The sequence below is a fragment of the Panacibacter ginsenosidivorans genome, assembly GCF_007971225.1.
GTDB classification, from domain to species: Bacteria; Bacteroidota; Bacteroidia; order Chitinophagales; family Chitinophagaceae; genus Panacibacter; species Panacibacter ginsenosidivorans.
The window spans coordinates 1,459,023-1,473,416 of sequence record NZ_CP042435.1; the positions used below are offsets into that span (position 1 = coordinate 1,459,023).

The 14,394-nt window shown below is 39.5% G+C and carries 11 protein-coding genes and 7 tRNA genes; 16 read left to right on the plus strand and 2 right to left on the minus strand.

The window, feature by feature from the left end; genetic code table 11:
• Positions 1-57: 57 nt before the first annotated feature.
• The 15 genes from FRZ67_RS06030 to FRZ67_RS06095 all read left to right on the plus strand — a co-directional run bounded on the left by FRZ67_RS06030 (position 58) and on the right by FRZ67_RS06095 (position 12,055).
• Complete coding sequence (locus tag FRZ67_RS06030) at positions 58-3,477, plus strand: ThuA domain-containing protein (protein WP_147188681.1); 3,420 nt, start codon at positions 58-60, stop codon at positions 3,475-3,477.
• A gap of 181 nt (positions 3,478-3,658) precedes the next feature.
• Complete coding sequence (locus tag FRZ67_RS06035) at positions 3,659-4,489, plus strand: hypothetical protein (RefSeq protein WP_147188682.1); 831 nt, start codon at positions 3,659-3,661, stop codon at positions 4,487-4,489.
• 560 nt (positions 4,490-5,049) lie between these two features.
• The gene (locus tag FRZ67_RS06040; RefSeq protein WP_147188683.1) at positions 5,050-5,604 is read left to right on the plus strand and encodes a hypothetical protein; all 555 of its coding nucleotides are present in this window, start codon (positions 5,050-5,052) and stop codon (positions 5,602-5,604) included.
• A gap of 452 nt (positions 5,605-6,056) precedes the next feature.
• Positions 6,057-7,475 (plus strand): MATE family efflux transporter, encoded by a 1,419-nt coding sequence (locus FRZ67_RS06045; protein ID WP_147188684.1) that lies wholly within the window; start codon positions 6,057-6,059, stop codon positions 7,473-7,475.
• Between the two features lie 115 nt (positions 7,476-7,590).
• Positions 7,591-7,752 (plus strand): hypothetical protein, encoded by a 162-nt coding sequence (locus tag FRZ67_RS23370; RefSeq protein WP_158638316.1) that lies wholly within the window; start codon positions 7,591-7,593, stop codon positions 7,750-7,752.
• 55 nt (positions 7,753-7,807) lie between these two features.
• Positions 7,808-7,880 (plus strand) — tRNA-His (locus tag FRZ67_RS06050).
• 111 nt (positions 7,881-7,991) lie between these two features.
• Positions 7,992-8,062: transfer RNA gene (locus FRZ67_RS06055), tRNA-Arg, on the plus strand.
• Between the two features lie 6 nt (positions 8,063-8,068).
• Positions 8,069-8,140, plus strand: a tRNA-Arg gene (locus tag FRZ67_RS06060).
• Between the two features lie 8 nt (positions 8,141-8,148).
• A tRNA-Ile gene (locus FRZ67_RS06065) sits at positions 8,149-8,223 on the plus strand.
• A 5-nt stretch (positions 8,224-8,228) separates the two neighbouring features.
• Positions 8,229-8,303, plus strand: a tRNA-Lys gene (locus tag FRZ67_RS06070).
• An 80-nt stretch (positions 8,304-8,383) separates the two neighbouring features.
• Positions 8,384-8,455 (plus strand) — tRNA-Asn (locus tag FRZ67_RS06075).
• Positions 8,456-8,563: 108 nt separating this feature from the next.
• A tRNA-Phe gene (locus tag FRZ67_RS06080) sits at positions 8,564-8,635 on the plus strand.
• 107 nt (positions 8,636-8,742) lie between these two features.
• On the plus strand, positions 8,743-9,240 hold the full coding sequence (locus FRZ67_RS06085; RefSeq protein ID WP_225975521.1) for a ribonuclease H-like YkuK family protein: 498 nt from the start codon (positions 8,743-8,745) through the stop codon (positions 9,238-9,240).
• Positions 9,241-9,389: 149 nt separating this feature from the next.
• Positions 9,390-10,910, plus strand: coding sequence for a cryptochrome/photolyase family protein (locus tag FRZ67_RS06090; protein ID WP_147188685.1), 1,521 nt, complete (start codon positions 9,390-9,392; stop codon positions 10,908-10,910).
• A gap of 191 nt (positions 10,911-11,101) precedes the next feature.
• Entirely contained in the window at positions 11,102-12,055 is a 954-nt protein-coding gene (locus FRZ67_RS06095) for an ABC transporter ATP-binding protein (protein WP_147188686.1), read from the plus strand.
• Positions 12,056-12,059: 4 nt separating this feature from the next.
• On the opposite strand, the gene FRZ67_RS06100 is transcribed toward FRZ67_RS06095, so the two are convergent.
• Together FRZ67_RS06100 and FRZ67_RS06105 are read right to left on the minus strand one after the other, a co-directional pair.
• Positions 12,060-12,365 carry a type II toxin-antitoxin system RelE/ParE family toxin gene (locus FRZ67_RS06100; protein ID WP_147188687.1) on the minus strand — a complete coding sequence of 102 codons (306 nt, stop codon included), beginning with the start codon at positions 12,363-12,365 and terminating at the stop codon, positions 12,060-12,062.
• A gap of 1 nt (position 12,366) precedes the next feature.
• The gene (locus FRZ67_RS06105; protein ID WP_147188688.1) at positions 12,367-12,594 is read right to left on the minus strand and encodes a hypothetical protein; all 228 of its coding nucleotides are present in this window, start codon (positions 12,592-12,594) and stop codon (positions 12,367-12,369) included.
• A gap of 270 nt (positions 12,595-12,864) precedes the next feature.
• Between FRZ67_RS06105 and FRZ67_RS06110 the strand changes: the two genes are divergently transcribed.
• Positions 12,865-14,328, plus strand: coding sequence for an RtcB family protein (locus tag FRZ67_RS06110; protein WP_147188689.1), 1,464 nt, complete (start codon positions 12,865-12,867; stop codon positions 14,326-14,328).
• The last annotated feature ends 66 nt before the right edge of the window (positions 14,329-14,394 follow it).

Sequence of the window (14,394 nt, forward strand, 5' to 3'; positions counted from 1 at the left end):
TCTTTCGGCCTATTTTTATAGCCATCATTTTAAAACCATCAAACGTCTTATCGCCACATGAAAAAATTTCTTCCATTAATTGCACTGGCAACAATTGTGATACTGGCTACATCGTGTAGTAACAAAAGGAGCGGCAACCCACGCGTATTAGTATTTTCGAAAACAGCAGGTTTTCGGCACGGCTCCATACCAAATGGCCAGGCAGCTATTATGAAACTGGGCCAGGAAAATGGCTTTGATGTAGATACTACAGAAGACGCTGATATGTTCAATGAAGACTCATTGAAAAAATATGCTGCCGTTATTTTTCTAAGCACCACAGGCAATGTACTTGACTACAAACAGGAAGCCGCATTTGAAAGATATATTCAGGCTGGCGGAGGTTATATGGGTATTCATGCAGCCGCAGATTGTGAATATGACTGGGGCTGGTACGGCAGATTGGTTGGTGCATATTTTATAAGTCATCCCGGTATCAACGATACTTTTCCTAATGTTCAGCAAGGTGTATTTAATGTAGTTGATCAAAGTATGGAAGCCACAAAAAATCTTCCTAAAGAATGGAAACGCACGGATGAATTCTACAACTTTAAAAAGATAAGTAAAGACATCAAAGTGCTGATAACAATAGATGAAAAATCATATCATGGTGGCATAAACGGTGAAAATCATCCAATGTCGTGGTATCATGATTATGATGGCGGAAGAGCTTTTTATACCAACTTAGGTCACACACAGGAATCCTTTTCTGAAGACTTATACCTGAAACATATTTTAGGCGGTATTCAATATGCTATTGGCGATAATGCTGAGCTTGATTATTCAAAAGCGAAAACACAACTGCCTCCGGCTGAGGATCGCTTTACCAAAACACCATTGGTGCAGGGAGAATTTTTTGAACCAACAGAAATGACCATACTGCCCAACTTTGATATACTTGTTGGTCAGCGTCGTGGTGAGATCATGTTGTATAAAAATGATACAAAGAAATTAAAACAGGCAGGTTATTTAAAAGTGTACTGGAAAACTGATAAGCCGGGTGTCAATGCAGAAGAAGGTTTATTGGGTATGCAAAAAGACCCTCACTTTGCGCAAAATAACTGGGTTTATATATACTATAGCCCCGCCGATAGTTCTGTAAATCGTCTCTCAAGATTTACATTTAAAAATGATACCATTGATAATGCAACAGAGAAAGTAATTCTTGAAGTAAAATCACAAAGAGATATTTGCTGCCATACCGGCGGTTCAATTGCATTTGGTCCCGATGGATTGCTTTATCTTTCAGCAGGTGACAACTCCACTCCTTTTGATGAACCCGGAGCACGTTTTGTAAACAGTGGCTACGGCCCGATGAATGATGAGCCCGGCCACATGCAATATGATGCAAGAAGAAGCTCCAGCAACACCAATGATCTGCGTGGGAAAATCTTACGCATCCGCGTAAAAGATGACGGCAGTTATGAAATACCTGATGGCAATTTATTTCCCAAAGGCACAGAAAAAACAAGACCTGAAATTTATGTAATGGGAGACAGGAATCCATATCGTATTTCTGTTGATCAGAAGAACAGTTACCTCTATTGGGGTGAAGTTGGCCCTGATGCAAACAATGACAGCTTCGATACACGCGGCCCACGCGGTTATGACGAATTGAACCAGGCACGCAAAGCCGGTTATTTTGGATGGCCGCTTTTTGTGGGTAATAATTATCCTTATCGTGCCTATAATTATGCTACAGGTGCCAGTGGCCCAGCATTCGATCCCCTGAAGCCAATTAATGATTCAAGAAATAATACAGGTCTTAGAGAATTACCACCTGTATCACCAGCTTTTATCTGGTATCCTTATGGAAATTCTCCTGATTTTCCACAAGTGGGCAGCGGCGGCCGCAATGCAATGGCCGGACCGGTTTATTATACTGATATGTTTCCTGATTCTACAAGAATGCCGGATTATTACAATGGCAAACTATTTATGTATGACTGGATACGTGGTTGGATAAAAGCGGTAACAATGTTACCCAATGGTGACTTCGATAAGATGGAACCATTTATGGAACATATCAAACTAAACAATTGCATTGATATGGAAGTTGGTCCGGATGGAAGATTGTATTTATTGGAATATGGCACAGGTTGGTTCAGCAAAAACCCGGATGCTGGCTTATCACGTATTGACTATAATGGTGGCAACCGTGCACCGAAAGTAACAGCTATTAATGTTGATAAAACTTCAGGCGTGCTACCATTTGCAGTTAAGCTGAAAGTTAATGCAATGGATCCTGAAAAAGATAAACTTACTTATAAATGGGATCTTGGTAATGGCACCACAAAAGAAACAACAGAGCCTTCTTTGGATTACAGTTATACAGCAGCCGGTGATTTTAAAATCACTGTTGATGTAAAAGATGCTACGGGTGCTGTTACCAAAAGTGATGCAGTAGATGTTTATGCAGGTAATGAAGCTCCGCAGGTAAGTATAGCATTAACATCAGGTAACAGATCATTCTACTTGCCCGGTGTGCCGATCAACTATAAGATCACTGTATCCGATCCGCATGATACTGCAAAGTTCGATCCTGCAAATCTTTTTGTGTCCGTCGACTACGCACAAGGTTTTGATAAAGCAGCATCCACAATGGGTCACCAGCAAGGCGCCGCAACAGTAAGTGGTAAAAATCTTATGCTTTCTTTCGATTGTAAGAGTTGCCACAAAGAAGCTGAAACCTCTGTCGGTCCTGCATTTGTTCTGGTTGCCAAAAAATATGCTAAGGATCCAAATGCCATGAGTTACCTCACCAATAAAATTATGAAAGGTGGTTCTGGCGTATGGGGTGAAGTTGCAATGGCAGCACATCCAACAATTCCGCAAAATGATTTGCAGCAAATCGTAACATGGATCTTATCACTGGCTAATAAAGATGCAGCAAAAAAATCTTTACCTGCCGAAGGAACAATCACACCTGTTGCCAACCAGAAGCCTAATACAGTACTTGTTTTATCTGCGAGTTACACTGATAAAGGTGGCAACAATATCAAAGCCCTTACAGGCAGTAACAGTATTGCATTAGCAGGAAGCACAGTCGCATTCAAGGGTACTGAAAAAACACAGGGCTTTACCACCATGGCATATAATGGCATGAACATTATGCTTATTCCAGCAGGTGGTGGTTGGTTTGCTGTTGACAGTATTGATCTCAGCGGCGTAAGAAGTGTAACACTAACTGCAGGCTGGCAGGAAGCACCGAAATTTGGTTTCGATTTTGAAGTAAGGCTCGATGCACCTGCTGGTAAAGTAATTGGTACCGGAAGTCTTTTACCACCACAGGGTAAGGTACAGTTTGGTATGGTGCATATCGGTGTCGAAGCCGTAACAGATGGTAAGTTCCACACAGTATACATCACATGCAAACCAAAAAATGCTGCAGAAAAAGCGCAGGCAGGTATTATGAACATGCAATTTGGTGCAAAATAAAAACTGAATTTTTTGAGCGGGAGCAATAGAATAAAAATTAAGATCCTGTTGCGTCGCACTCTTCAACTTTCTTAACATAATTGAACACTTTAAATAATGCCTCACAAACTAATGTGAGGCATTTATTTTTTATGTCTTGCTGTAATTAAGTTTTTTGTACATTGTTACATAAACTCAAACTATGGAAGGATTTGAAAATATGAGTGATGAAGAAAAACTAAAAGCCGAAAACGATTTTCTTAAAATGAAAATGATGCTTGAACGCGGTGCTGAATTTGAAAAAACAGAAGAAGGAAATGAATTATCAGCAGACATAGAGAACCAGTTTCTGCGCAATATTATGGAATTTGAAAAACAGTTCGATCAGCATAAGATCATTACCATTTTTGATAAAATAGGCAGACCCACACAATTCAAACCTGTAAATGAAATTCCTGATAATACAATGGAAGATGCATGGGATGAGCTATATAACTACATGCTCAATCATGGAATAGATCTTAGTGCAACCAACCCAAAAGTTACAGCAAGGGAATTATATCGTTTCGCAACAGAAGAACTATTCGATCATCAGACAGATGATATCAATATTCCAGGCATGATCAGCGGCTTTATTTACGATGAATTTTATCCCGATTATGAATATGAGAATACAAATGCTGCATTGGAATGTATAAAACTTATTTTTGAAAAAGAGTTGGCAGAACATATACCAAATCTCGCAAAAAAAATAACGCTTAATAATCATAAAGAACTTTCGGCAGAAGCCTGTGCAGATATTATCAATCAATTCAAAGATGCGTTTAACGATATCGTATTACACAATGCAGAAGTCGCAAGTTGTACTATAGAAGAAACCACCTGCACCATAAAGGGAGCATATTCCGCAACGGGATTAATTGGCAGCGATAAGATAGATTGGAATGATTCGTGGACAGTAATCTTTCACTTTGATGATGATCTCGGCTATTGGGAAATTGTAACAGTGCTGATACAAAATATAAATTTTTAAAAATATTTTCTGCTGAAACATCAGTATTTACAGGCATTTCAGCCAACATGCAAAAATGCTGCAAAAAAATAGTTTAAAATAAATTTGGTGTAATTGAAAAATTATTTACACTTTTGTATCACAAAAAATAACAAAACTTAAAGCAAAGATGAAACCCGCAATGTTACATATTGAATCAAAAAGGTGGTTTAATCCCAGCGTGGATTATATCATCGGCGGGGCATCAGATGCTGTAAGTTAGCCAAAACTAAAACTAACTGACCATATGAAAGCCCCGCACCAAGCGGGGTTTTTTGTTGCAACCAGTTCAACAATACATCCCGGAATGAAGATCAGAGAACAGATACAGGTCAACGCTATCAACACAAACACAGGAGCATGTCGCAATCATGTTCTTACCTGCATCAGTTCTTTCGATTTGAATTTTCAAACAATCATATTTCTATATAAACGACCGTGGTCTGTAACACAGTGCTGATAAGTATTTCAGTATAGATACGAACCCGGTCAGGATAAAGCCTTACCGGGTTTTTTATTGATGACAAATAAACGCGTACGCCATGACACTCTTTTCGCCGTTGCTGATCTTTATACTCGTACGCTTTATTTTCATCATTGTAAAAGCCATGGAGGATTCGGCCCGTACAAGGAATGGTTATTACAACCCTGCAAAACGGAGGTATAAGATGAATTTTAGATTCTGTAGAAAAATAAACAGTTTAAGCATGTTGTTCAATGGGCATTACATTGACGCAAAAGCATTGTATGTTTTGCAGACCGGAAAAGTTCCTTGCATCACCTTCGTTGGTGAGTTGGATATAGAAAAAGCATTCGGCTACATCAAAGAAACTTTTAAAGACGATGTTAAACAGGTTTATCATCACTCTTATTTCGATCATGACAAGAATGAAAATTTTTTCAATTCAATCATACTCATAATGCCAAATCAGAGAATGATAGAGTTGGGAAACAATTATTGTCATCTTTTATATCATGTTGACGATCATCAGTGGATGCGCAACATATGTGAAGTGTTTAAAGATTTCAGATTGCCAGGAAATGCAAATGCAACAACAAAGGTTGTTGGTTTCGCACGACAGGCAGAGATGAATTAACAACAAGAATGGAGCAGCTTGCTCCATTCTTTCAAAAAATATTTTATGCGCAATCTTGTAATGAAATAGTAACTGATAAAAATCGTTCGCAGTAATTGTGAGCCGGGCAAAAGAACATAAAGAAAGGCAACGTAAACAACCATTGTAATTGGTTTCCGAAGAGAAGAAATTTCTCAGAATTAAATGTAAGGTTTCAACCCCAAACCCGTTGGAGTGTTGGGCTGTAAGATAACAGCTCAACAAACTTCAACACAACATAAGCAAAGCTGAAAAGTGTTCCGAACGTTGAAGTGAGTGACACAACCTGCGATGCTATAAGAACAAAAGTTGAAAACCAATATAAAAAATTAAAACAACGGAGTGTATCTATGATTGGAATTGTAGTGATCAACAAAAGAAAAAGAAATACATTTAATTAACGGCTTCTTTATAAGAAGCAAAAACAATCAACAATGTCGGAGCAAACATATACAGCAAAGAATATTTTTTCTTTCATAAAAAGGGCACTCACGGGGAGTGAGCATATGGATTATACAACGGGCAGTATACGGACTGCAGTGTTTATGCTTGCCATACCAATGATCCTTGAAATGAGCATGGAGAGTGTGTTTGCGTTGGTAGATCTTTTTTTCGTGGGGCATTTGCACAACAGTCAGCACACCTTGCAAACAGTAAGCTTAACGGAGAGTGTGCTCTCGATCATTTATGCATTGGCAATCGGTATAAGCATGGCAGCAACAGCAGTTGTAGCAAGACGCATTGGTGAAAAAAACCCGGAAGCTGCCGCAACAGCAGGTGTGCAGGCAATCTGGCTATCACTTGCATTAACGGCTGTGATAAGCATTGCAGGATTTATTTATGCGGAAGATATTTTACGCATTATGGGTGCTGAAGGCGAGACCATTGCAATTGGTGTTACCTATACACGCATCATGATGGGTGGAAGTTTGGTGATCATGTTATTGTTTTTGATCAATGGAATTTTCCGTGGCGCAGGTGATGCATCAATGGCAATGAGAAGTTTGATGATCGCAAATATTTGCAACATCATACTTTGCCCTTTACTCATCAACGGGCTTGGACCAATACCTGCATTCGGTTTAAATGGTGCAGCAATGGCAACAACAATTGGTCGTGGTATTGGTGTAAGTTACCAGTTGTATCACTTGTTCAAAGGTGAGGGAACAATCAAAATTCACCGGAAGAATATTCATCTTGAATTTCCTGTCATCAAATCTTTGGTAAGCATTGCATCGCCAGGAACATTCCAGTTCATCATTGGCTCCTGCAGTTGGATACTGCTTGCAAGGCTTGTGGCTGAAACCGGTCACAGTACTGCATCTGCGGGTTACCAGACTGCTATACGCGTAGTAATATTTTTTATATTACCTGCATGGGGCTTAAGCAACGCAGCAGCAACATTGGTGGGGCAGAATCTTGGTGCAAAGCAACCTGAACGTGCGCAAGAATCTGTAATGAAAACGGCAAAGTATAGTGCCGTATTTATGGGCATCGTGTCGCTGATATTTTTGATAGGTGCAGAACCCATCTTAAGTATTTTCTCAAATGATAAAGCAGTACAGGATATTGCAGCAATGGCATTACGCATCATAACAACGGGTTATATTTTTTATGGCGTTGGTATGGTCATGATCAGTTCATTCAACGGCGCCGGCGATACATGGACACCAACATGGATCAATCTTTTTGGGTTCTGGCTTTTTCAAATACCACTGGCGTATTTGCTGGCAGATTATTTCAACATGGGTCCAACAGGTGTATTCATCGCAATACCGGTAGCAGAAACGCTCATGGCAATTGCAGCGTACATCTTTTTTAAAAGAGGTAAATGGAAAACGGTGAGTGTGTAGTGAATGTGCAAATTAAAAGAATTATTATGAGCCAGACTTAAGAATAAACATTAGGCATCGTTGCGTCGCACTCTTGTACTGTTGGAGTAATTATTCGACAAAAAACAAAATAAAAATGTTGCAATTACAAAACATATCATTTAATAAACAAAGAATTGATCGTACAGAATCACTACCCATTCTCACAGGCAAGAGGTATGCGCATAATGATGGTTTTGAGTTTTCGATAGAACTGCATACACATAAACGACCAGGCAGGTATAAAGATCTTTGCTGATGAATCAGCGGAGGAGGTATAGCCCGGTCAAATAAAATTGATCGGGCTTTTTTATGTTGGCTTTAGCTTAACCGGTAAAGTGCCACACTGTGAATGTGGAGAACAGGGTTCAAGTCCCGGAGTCAACCAATAAAAATAATGCGGCTTGGTGTAAGGGTAACATGCTCGTCTTCCTTTCTTTCTGGAAGGTAAACATAAGATGAATGTTTTCAATTCAAGTCTGAAAGTCGCACTGCGACTGGCTTATAGTTCAATGGAAGAATGCTGCGCTTCGAACGCAGAGACGAGAGTTCGAACCTTTCTAAGCCAACTGTACAGATGAATAGTTTAATGGAAAAACATCCCGCTTCTAACGGGAAGACTGAAAGTTCGATTCTTTCTTCATCTACAAAAAATGATGACTTAGCTCAATTGGTTGAGAGCATTACGCTGATACCGTAAAGATTGATGGTTCGAGTCCATCAGTCATCACAAAATAGTTCGTAGCTCAACTGGACAAGAGTATCCGGCTTTTACCCGAAGGGTTGTGCGTTCGAGTTGCACCGGACTAACAAAAAAATTGTTTAATGATTTGTTCAATTCGATAATGAGGAAAAAAGAAATCAGTCAGCACAGATTATAAAATAAAAATGGATGAGTAGCTCAACGACAGAGTAATGCCCTGTTAAGGCAAAGGTTGAAAGTTCAAATCTTTCTTCATCCGCAAAATTGTCTGAACCAGGATTTATGAGATTTAACTGATTTGCAGGATTAGTTTTTATCAAACAGGTTAATCAAAACAATCAGGTTAAAATCATGGTTCAGACAATATGGACGAATAGCTCCAATGGCAGAGCATCACGTTGAAGTCGTGACAGTGTTGGTTCGAACCCAACTTCGTCCACAGATAAATTAATAACAGGAAGATGAAGTGAGTGACACAACGAAGATGCTATGTAAAACAAAAGCTGGCATCAAAAAATATTCTTTATAAAAACACCCCTTTAGGGGATGGGGGCAATAACAATGGAACAGCAACAATGGAGAAGGCTTGATGGAAGAAGGATCAAACTACCAATCGAAGAAGAAGTAAGACAGATGTTGATGAAAGAAAAAGAATTGGGATATCATTTGAAAGTTTGCATCGGTACCGATAGCCAACGCAAAGGAAAAGAGATTGAATTTGCTACGGTGATCGTTTTCATCCGCAAAGGCAAAGGTGGTTTCATGTACATACACAACGAAACAACCAAAAGAAAAATGGCGATAAAAGAAAGAATGCTGGAAGAAGTTGCCAGGAGCATTGACATTGCTTTCAGGTTGTGTGATCTGTTCATTGCATTCAATATCGATATGGAAGTGCATGCGGATATCAACACCAATCCAAACTTTAAAAGTAATGATGCTTTGAAAGAAGCGATGGGCTACATTATGGGGATGGGTTTTGTTTTCAAAGCAAAACCATATGCATTTGCAAGCTCAAGCTGTGCGAATAAGATAGTGCAATAAGTTCTGAACAAGGATTTGGAGAGATTAAGAAGGATGACAGGAAATAAAACTAATGCCATTCGGCTTCAATGTCTCTCCGGATCTTAGTTTAATATTCAGCTGCATCAAACTTTCATTTACAAAAAATGTTATGAAAGAAAATTTTTCCTGTGATCGCAGCAATAGTATTTCCGCACCAGTTATTCAAACAGCATCCGGCGTTGGACAAAGCAAACAAAGTTTACCTGGTTGAAGAATGGCTTTTTTTTAAACAATACAAATTTCATAAACAAAAGATTGTGTTGCACAGGGCAAGCATGCAATTCTACAGATCATGGCTAGAAGAAAATGGATATATAGTTGAATACATAGAGAGTACAAATGCACACGCAGAAGTAAGAAAACTTATTGCACATCTTTCAAAACAGGGAGTAACAGAAATTCATAATGCAGATGTGGTTGATGACTGGTTAAGAAAAAGATTTCAACATGCATGTAAGAAACATGCAATAGAAACCGTGGAACATGAAACACCCATGTTTCTCAATACGCTTAACGGCGTAAGTAAGTTCTTTGAAAACAGGAAAACATATTTTCAAACAGATTTTTATATTAAGCAACGCAAACAACGAAACATTTTGATTGAAGCAAACAATCAGCCTGCTGGCGGTAAGTGGAGTTTTGATGCAGAGAATCGTTTAAAGTTCCCAAAAAATGAAAAGCTTCCTGCATACAATTTTCCAAAAGAAAACAAGTATGTAAAAGAGGCGAGAAGTTATGTTGTAAAATATTTCAGTCACCATTATGGCTTAGCGGATGCACCTTTTAATACGGTAAACAGTTTTTATCCTGTAACATTTACAGAGGCTGAAAAATGGTTGCACGGTTTTTTGTTAGAGCGTTTACCAAACTTTGGAAAGTATGAAGATGCGATGGTTGCAAACCAAAGTATTTTATACCACAGTGTGCTTTCGCCGTTGTTAAATATTGGCTTGATCACTCCACAGCAGGTAATAGATGAAACATTGAAAATTTATCAGCGGCAAAAGTTACCGTTGAATTCTGTGGAAGGTTTTATAAGGCAAATTATTGGCTGGCGCGACTTTATACGCATCGTGTATGAACGCGAAGGAAGAAAACAACGCACCACAAATTATTGGGGCTTTACAAGAAAAATTCCTGCATCATTCTGGAAAGGTGAAACAGGTATTGTGCCGGTTGATAATGTTATAAATCATGTGTTGCAAAATGCGTACTCACATCATATAGAGCGATTGATGGTGCTCGGAAATTTTATGCTGCTCTGTGAGTTTGACCCAAATGATGTTTACAAGTGGTTCATGGAAATGTACATTGATGCATACGATTGGGTGATGGTGCCAAATGTGTATGGAATGACGCAGTTCGCAGATGGCGGTCTTATAACCACAAAGCCTTACATCAGCGGAAGCAATTACATTTTAAAAATGAGCGACTATAAAAATGCAAAAGCTGTCAACGAGCATACATGGCAGGAAATATGGGATGGTTTATTCTGGCGTTTCATGCATGTGCACAGCAATTATTTTCAAAGCAATCCGCGCATTGGCATGCTGTTAAAGACCTTCCAAAAAATGCCCGCAGAAAAGCGCAATCAACATCTGCAGGTTGCAGAAGATTTTTTGCAACTGCTGGATGCCCGGAATAAATAATTTTTTTGAGCCATGCTTTTGAATAAGCATTAAGCATCGTTGCGTCGCACTCTTGTAGGTCTTACGCTTTATTGAGCAATTGTCTGAACCATGATTTAGGGAGATTAATAGATTTACAGGATAAATCTTTACAATCTCCTTAATCCATCAAATCCCTTCAAATCCCCGTTCAGACGATGTATTTTTGATGCATGGCATTACTCGAAGTACAACATATAAGCAAACACATAGCAGGCAATTTGATTGTTGACGATATAAATTTCAAACAGGGAGCATTACAAAAGGTTGCTATTGCAGGAGAATCTGGTGCAGGTAAAACAACATTATTAAAAATAATTTCTGGACATGCACAGGCAGATAGTGGAACAGTTTTATTCAATGGCAAAAGAGTAATTGGACCGGAAGAAAAATTATTACCGGGACATAAAGAGATCGCTTATTTATCACAGGAGCACGACTTGCTGCATAATTACAAAGTAGAAGAATTGGTATGGTTTGAAAACCAGTTAACACATGATGAAGCGGCAACATTATTTGAAATATGTCAGATTGATCATTTGCTGAAACGTAAAACAGACCAGCTTTCCGGTGGGGAGAAACAACGCATTGCTTTATGCATGCTGCTGATAAAATCTCCAAAGATGCTGATACTGGATGAACCGTTCTCCAATCTTGACCCAATACATACAGATATTTTAAAAGCTGTATTGGAAGATATTACGGGGAGATTGCAGATAACATGTATGCTTACATCGCACGACCCGCATGATACACTTTCCTGGGCAGATGAAGTAATTGTGATGAAGGAAGGAAAAATCATTCAGCAGGGAACACCGCAAACAATTTATCACAAGCCGGTGAATGAATATGTGGCAGGTATGTTTGGAAAATATAATTTATTAAACCCGGAACAGGCTGCATTGTTTGGTATTGAAGCAAATGGTAAAAATGTAATGCTGCGACCAGAAGAATTTGTTATCAGCACAAATGCAAAGGAAGCTGTAAAAGGAATTATACAAAAGATTAGTTTCTGGGGAAGCTTTTACGAAGCAGAAGTGTTGGTGAATGATGTAAAGATTGTCGTAAGGATGATGAGGAATGAGTGGAAGGTTGGGGAGGAAGTTTGTGTGAATGTGAATAAATGATTATTTATTTTTTATCACCATGCTTTTTTGATGGATGCTTCTTGCCATGATGTACAGCAATTATTTCGACAGTATTGCCATTGATCCTGTAAACAACAAGATAAGGAAAGCGATGAATAAGGAAATCTCTTAGTTCTTTTCGTTCATCAATAAAACTGTAGTGTTCGGGATTGTTGGATATTTTCTGGTAAGCTGTTTCAAGTTCTTTTAAAAGCTCTTCACCGAGACCGATGCGTTGTTCTTCATACCAGGTGTAGGCTTCGTATTCGTCGTTGTGCGCAAAAGGAGTAATTACAATTGTATGCGCCATATTATTTTTGTTTGTTACGGATCATAGCATGAGATTCTTCAACAGAATATCCTTTGCTTCCATCTGTTTCAAACATGGTGATGCGTTCGTAAAATGAATCGAAATCTTCTTTCGTATACTTGTTTTCAACAGAAGAAGATTCCAATACCTGCAACACAGCATCGAGTTGTGTATCACTGGCTTTATCAATCAGTTTATGAATTTGATCGCGTATTTCGGAATTAACCATACAATGAATTTTAGAAAATAGTATTCTACAAATGCAATTTACAAAAAAAACTAAACCCAAAGGAGGCTGCTATGCGTGTACTATCATACCGGTCAATCAAAAGATATTGACCTGAGTTCAAAACCAAGTTAGAGAAAGTGTTTCGTTGTGCATCACTGTTCCGAACGTACAAGTGAGTGACACAACAGGTGATGCCATGAAATACTATCGCTGGCATCATAAAAATTAATAAACAAAAATTTACTCCCCTTTAGGGGATGGGGGCATAATATGGGAAAGTTAAAAATAACAGCCAAAGAATTGCGTGCAATCGGCTATCCCGAAAGCCCGGTGATTCCTGTGGCGATGAATGTGATGGAAAAAAATTATAAACATCACACAAAGGAGGAAGCGATGGAGATTTTAAAAGCAGTGCTTGCTGCGCCGGTGGAATATGCCAACGATGCAATGTTGGCGCTGATTGCAGAAAAATTACTGCCTAAAGCCCTCTCCTTTGGAGAGGGTTTGGGTGAGGTCTCTTTGAACAAAGAAGGCGTCCATTTCAACATATTTGGTGCAGATCATATTGAACAAGGTGCATTGCATCAAATGTATGCAGCAGCAAAATTACCGGTAGCAGTTGCCGGTGCATTAATGCCCGATGCCCATCACGGTTATGGTTTGCCGATAGGCGGTGTACTGGCAACAGAAAATGCGGTGATACCGTACGGCGTTGGTGTTGACATTGGCTGCCGTATGTGCCTGAGCATTTTTGATATCGATACAAAAGACCTTACGCAACGTGAAGCATTCTTTGTGCGTGAGCTCGGCGAAGCAACTTTGTTTGGCAGCGGTGCACAGTTTCAGCAATCGCCGGATCATGAAGTGATGGACAACAAATTATTTTTTGAAATGCCATTATTGAAAGGTTTGCATACACGTGCATGGAAACAGTTGGGATCATCAGGAAGTGGTAATCACTTTGCAGAGTTTGGCATTATTGAAATTGATGAAACAGATGCTGTGTTGAATGTGCCTGCAGGAAAATATGTTGGCTTTGTAACGCATAGCGGTTCACGTGCATTGGGTGCAAACATTGCCAATCATTACACACGACTGGCAATCAGCAAACGACGTTTGCCGCAGGAAGCAAAACATCTTGCATGGCTTACGATGGATGAAGCGGAAGGCATGGAATACTGGCTGGCTATGAATTTGGCGGGTGATTATGCAAGCGCTTGTCACCACGTGATACATGAAAAGATTGCAAAGCAGTTGGGTCGCAAGCCAATGAAGATGGTGGAGAACCATCACAACTTTGCATGGAAAGAAATCCATGATGGCAAGAAAGTAATCGTGCATCGCAAAGGTGCCACGCCTGCGGGTAAAGATGTGCTGGGTATTATTCCCGGCAGTATGACGGCACCTGGCTTTATTGTAAAAGGCAAAGGTTCAGCGGCGAGCATCAACTCCGCATCGCATGGTGCCGGCAGAAAGATGAGTCGTACACAAGCCATGGCAAACATTACGCACAATGCATTGAAAGAAGAACTCGCCAAACACAATGTAAAATTGCTCGGCGGCGGTTTGGATGAAGCGCCTTTTGCATACAAGGATATTGAAGTCGTAATGCAATCGCAGAAAGCATTGGTTGATGTGGTGGGCAAGTTCACGCCAAAGATTGTAAAGATGTGTGGTGCGGAAACCAATAGAACAAGAAAGGCGGGTAAGAGAGATGCGGTGGAAGGAGAATAATTGTCTGAACCGGGATTTGTTGGATGATAAGAATTACAGGATGATTTTAAAATCGTGCTAATCCTT

Bases quoted from the DNA above. Each gene is read 5' to 3' on its own strand.
- FRZ67_RS06030 (WP_147188681.1), top strand. From the start codon at position 58: ATGAAAAAATTTCTTCCATTAATTGCACTGGCAACAATTGTGATACTG.
- FRZ67_RS06035 (WP_147188682.1), top strand. From the start codon at position 3,659: ATGGAAGGATTTGAAAATATGAGTGATGAAGAAAAACTAAAAGCCGAA.
- FRZ67_RS06040 (WP_147188683.1), top strand. From the start codon at position 5,050: ATGACACTCTTTTCGCCGTTGCTGATCTTTATACTCGTACGCTTTATT.
- FRZ67_RS06045 (WP_147188684.1), top strand. From the start codon at position 6,057: ATGTCGGAGCAAACATATACAGCAAAGAATATTTTTTCTTTCATAAAA.
- FRZ67_RS23370 (WP_158638316.1), top strand. From the start codon at position 7,591: ATGTTGCAATTACAAAACATATCATTTAATAAACAAAGAATTGATCGT.
- FRZ67_RS06085 (WP_225975521.1), top strand. From the start codon at position 8,743: ATGGGGGCAATAACAATGGAACAGCAACAATGGAGAAGGCTTGATGGA.
- FRZ67_RS06095 (WP_147188686.1), top strand. From the start codon at position 11,102: ATGGCATTACTCGAAGTACAACATATAAGCAAACACATAGCAGGCAAT.
- FRZ67_RS06100 (WP_147188687.1), bottom strand. From the start codon at position 12,365: ATGGCGCATACAATTGTAATTACTCCTTTTGCGCACAACGACGAATAC.
- FRZ67_RS06105 (WP_147188688.1), bottom strand. From the start codon at position 12,594: ATGGTTAATTCCGAAATACGCGATCAAATTCATAAACTGATTGATAAA.
- FRZ67_RS06110 (WP_147188689.1), top strand. From the start codon at position 12,865: ATGGGAAAGTTAAAAATAACAGCCAAAGAATTGCGTGCAATCGGCTAT.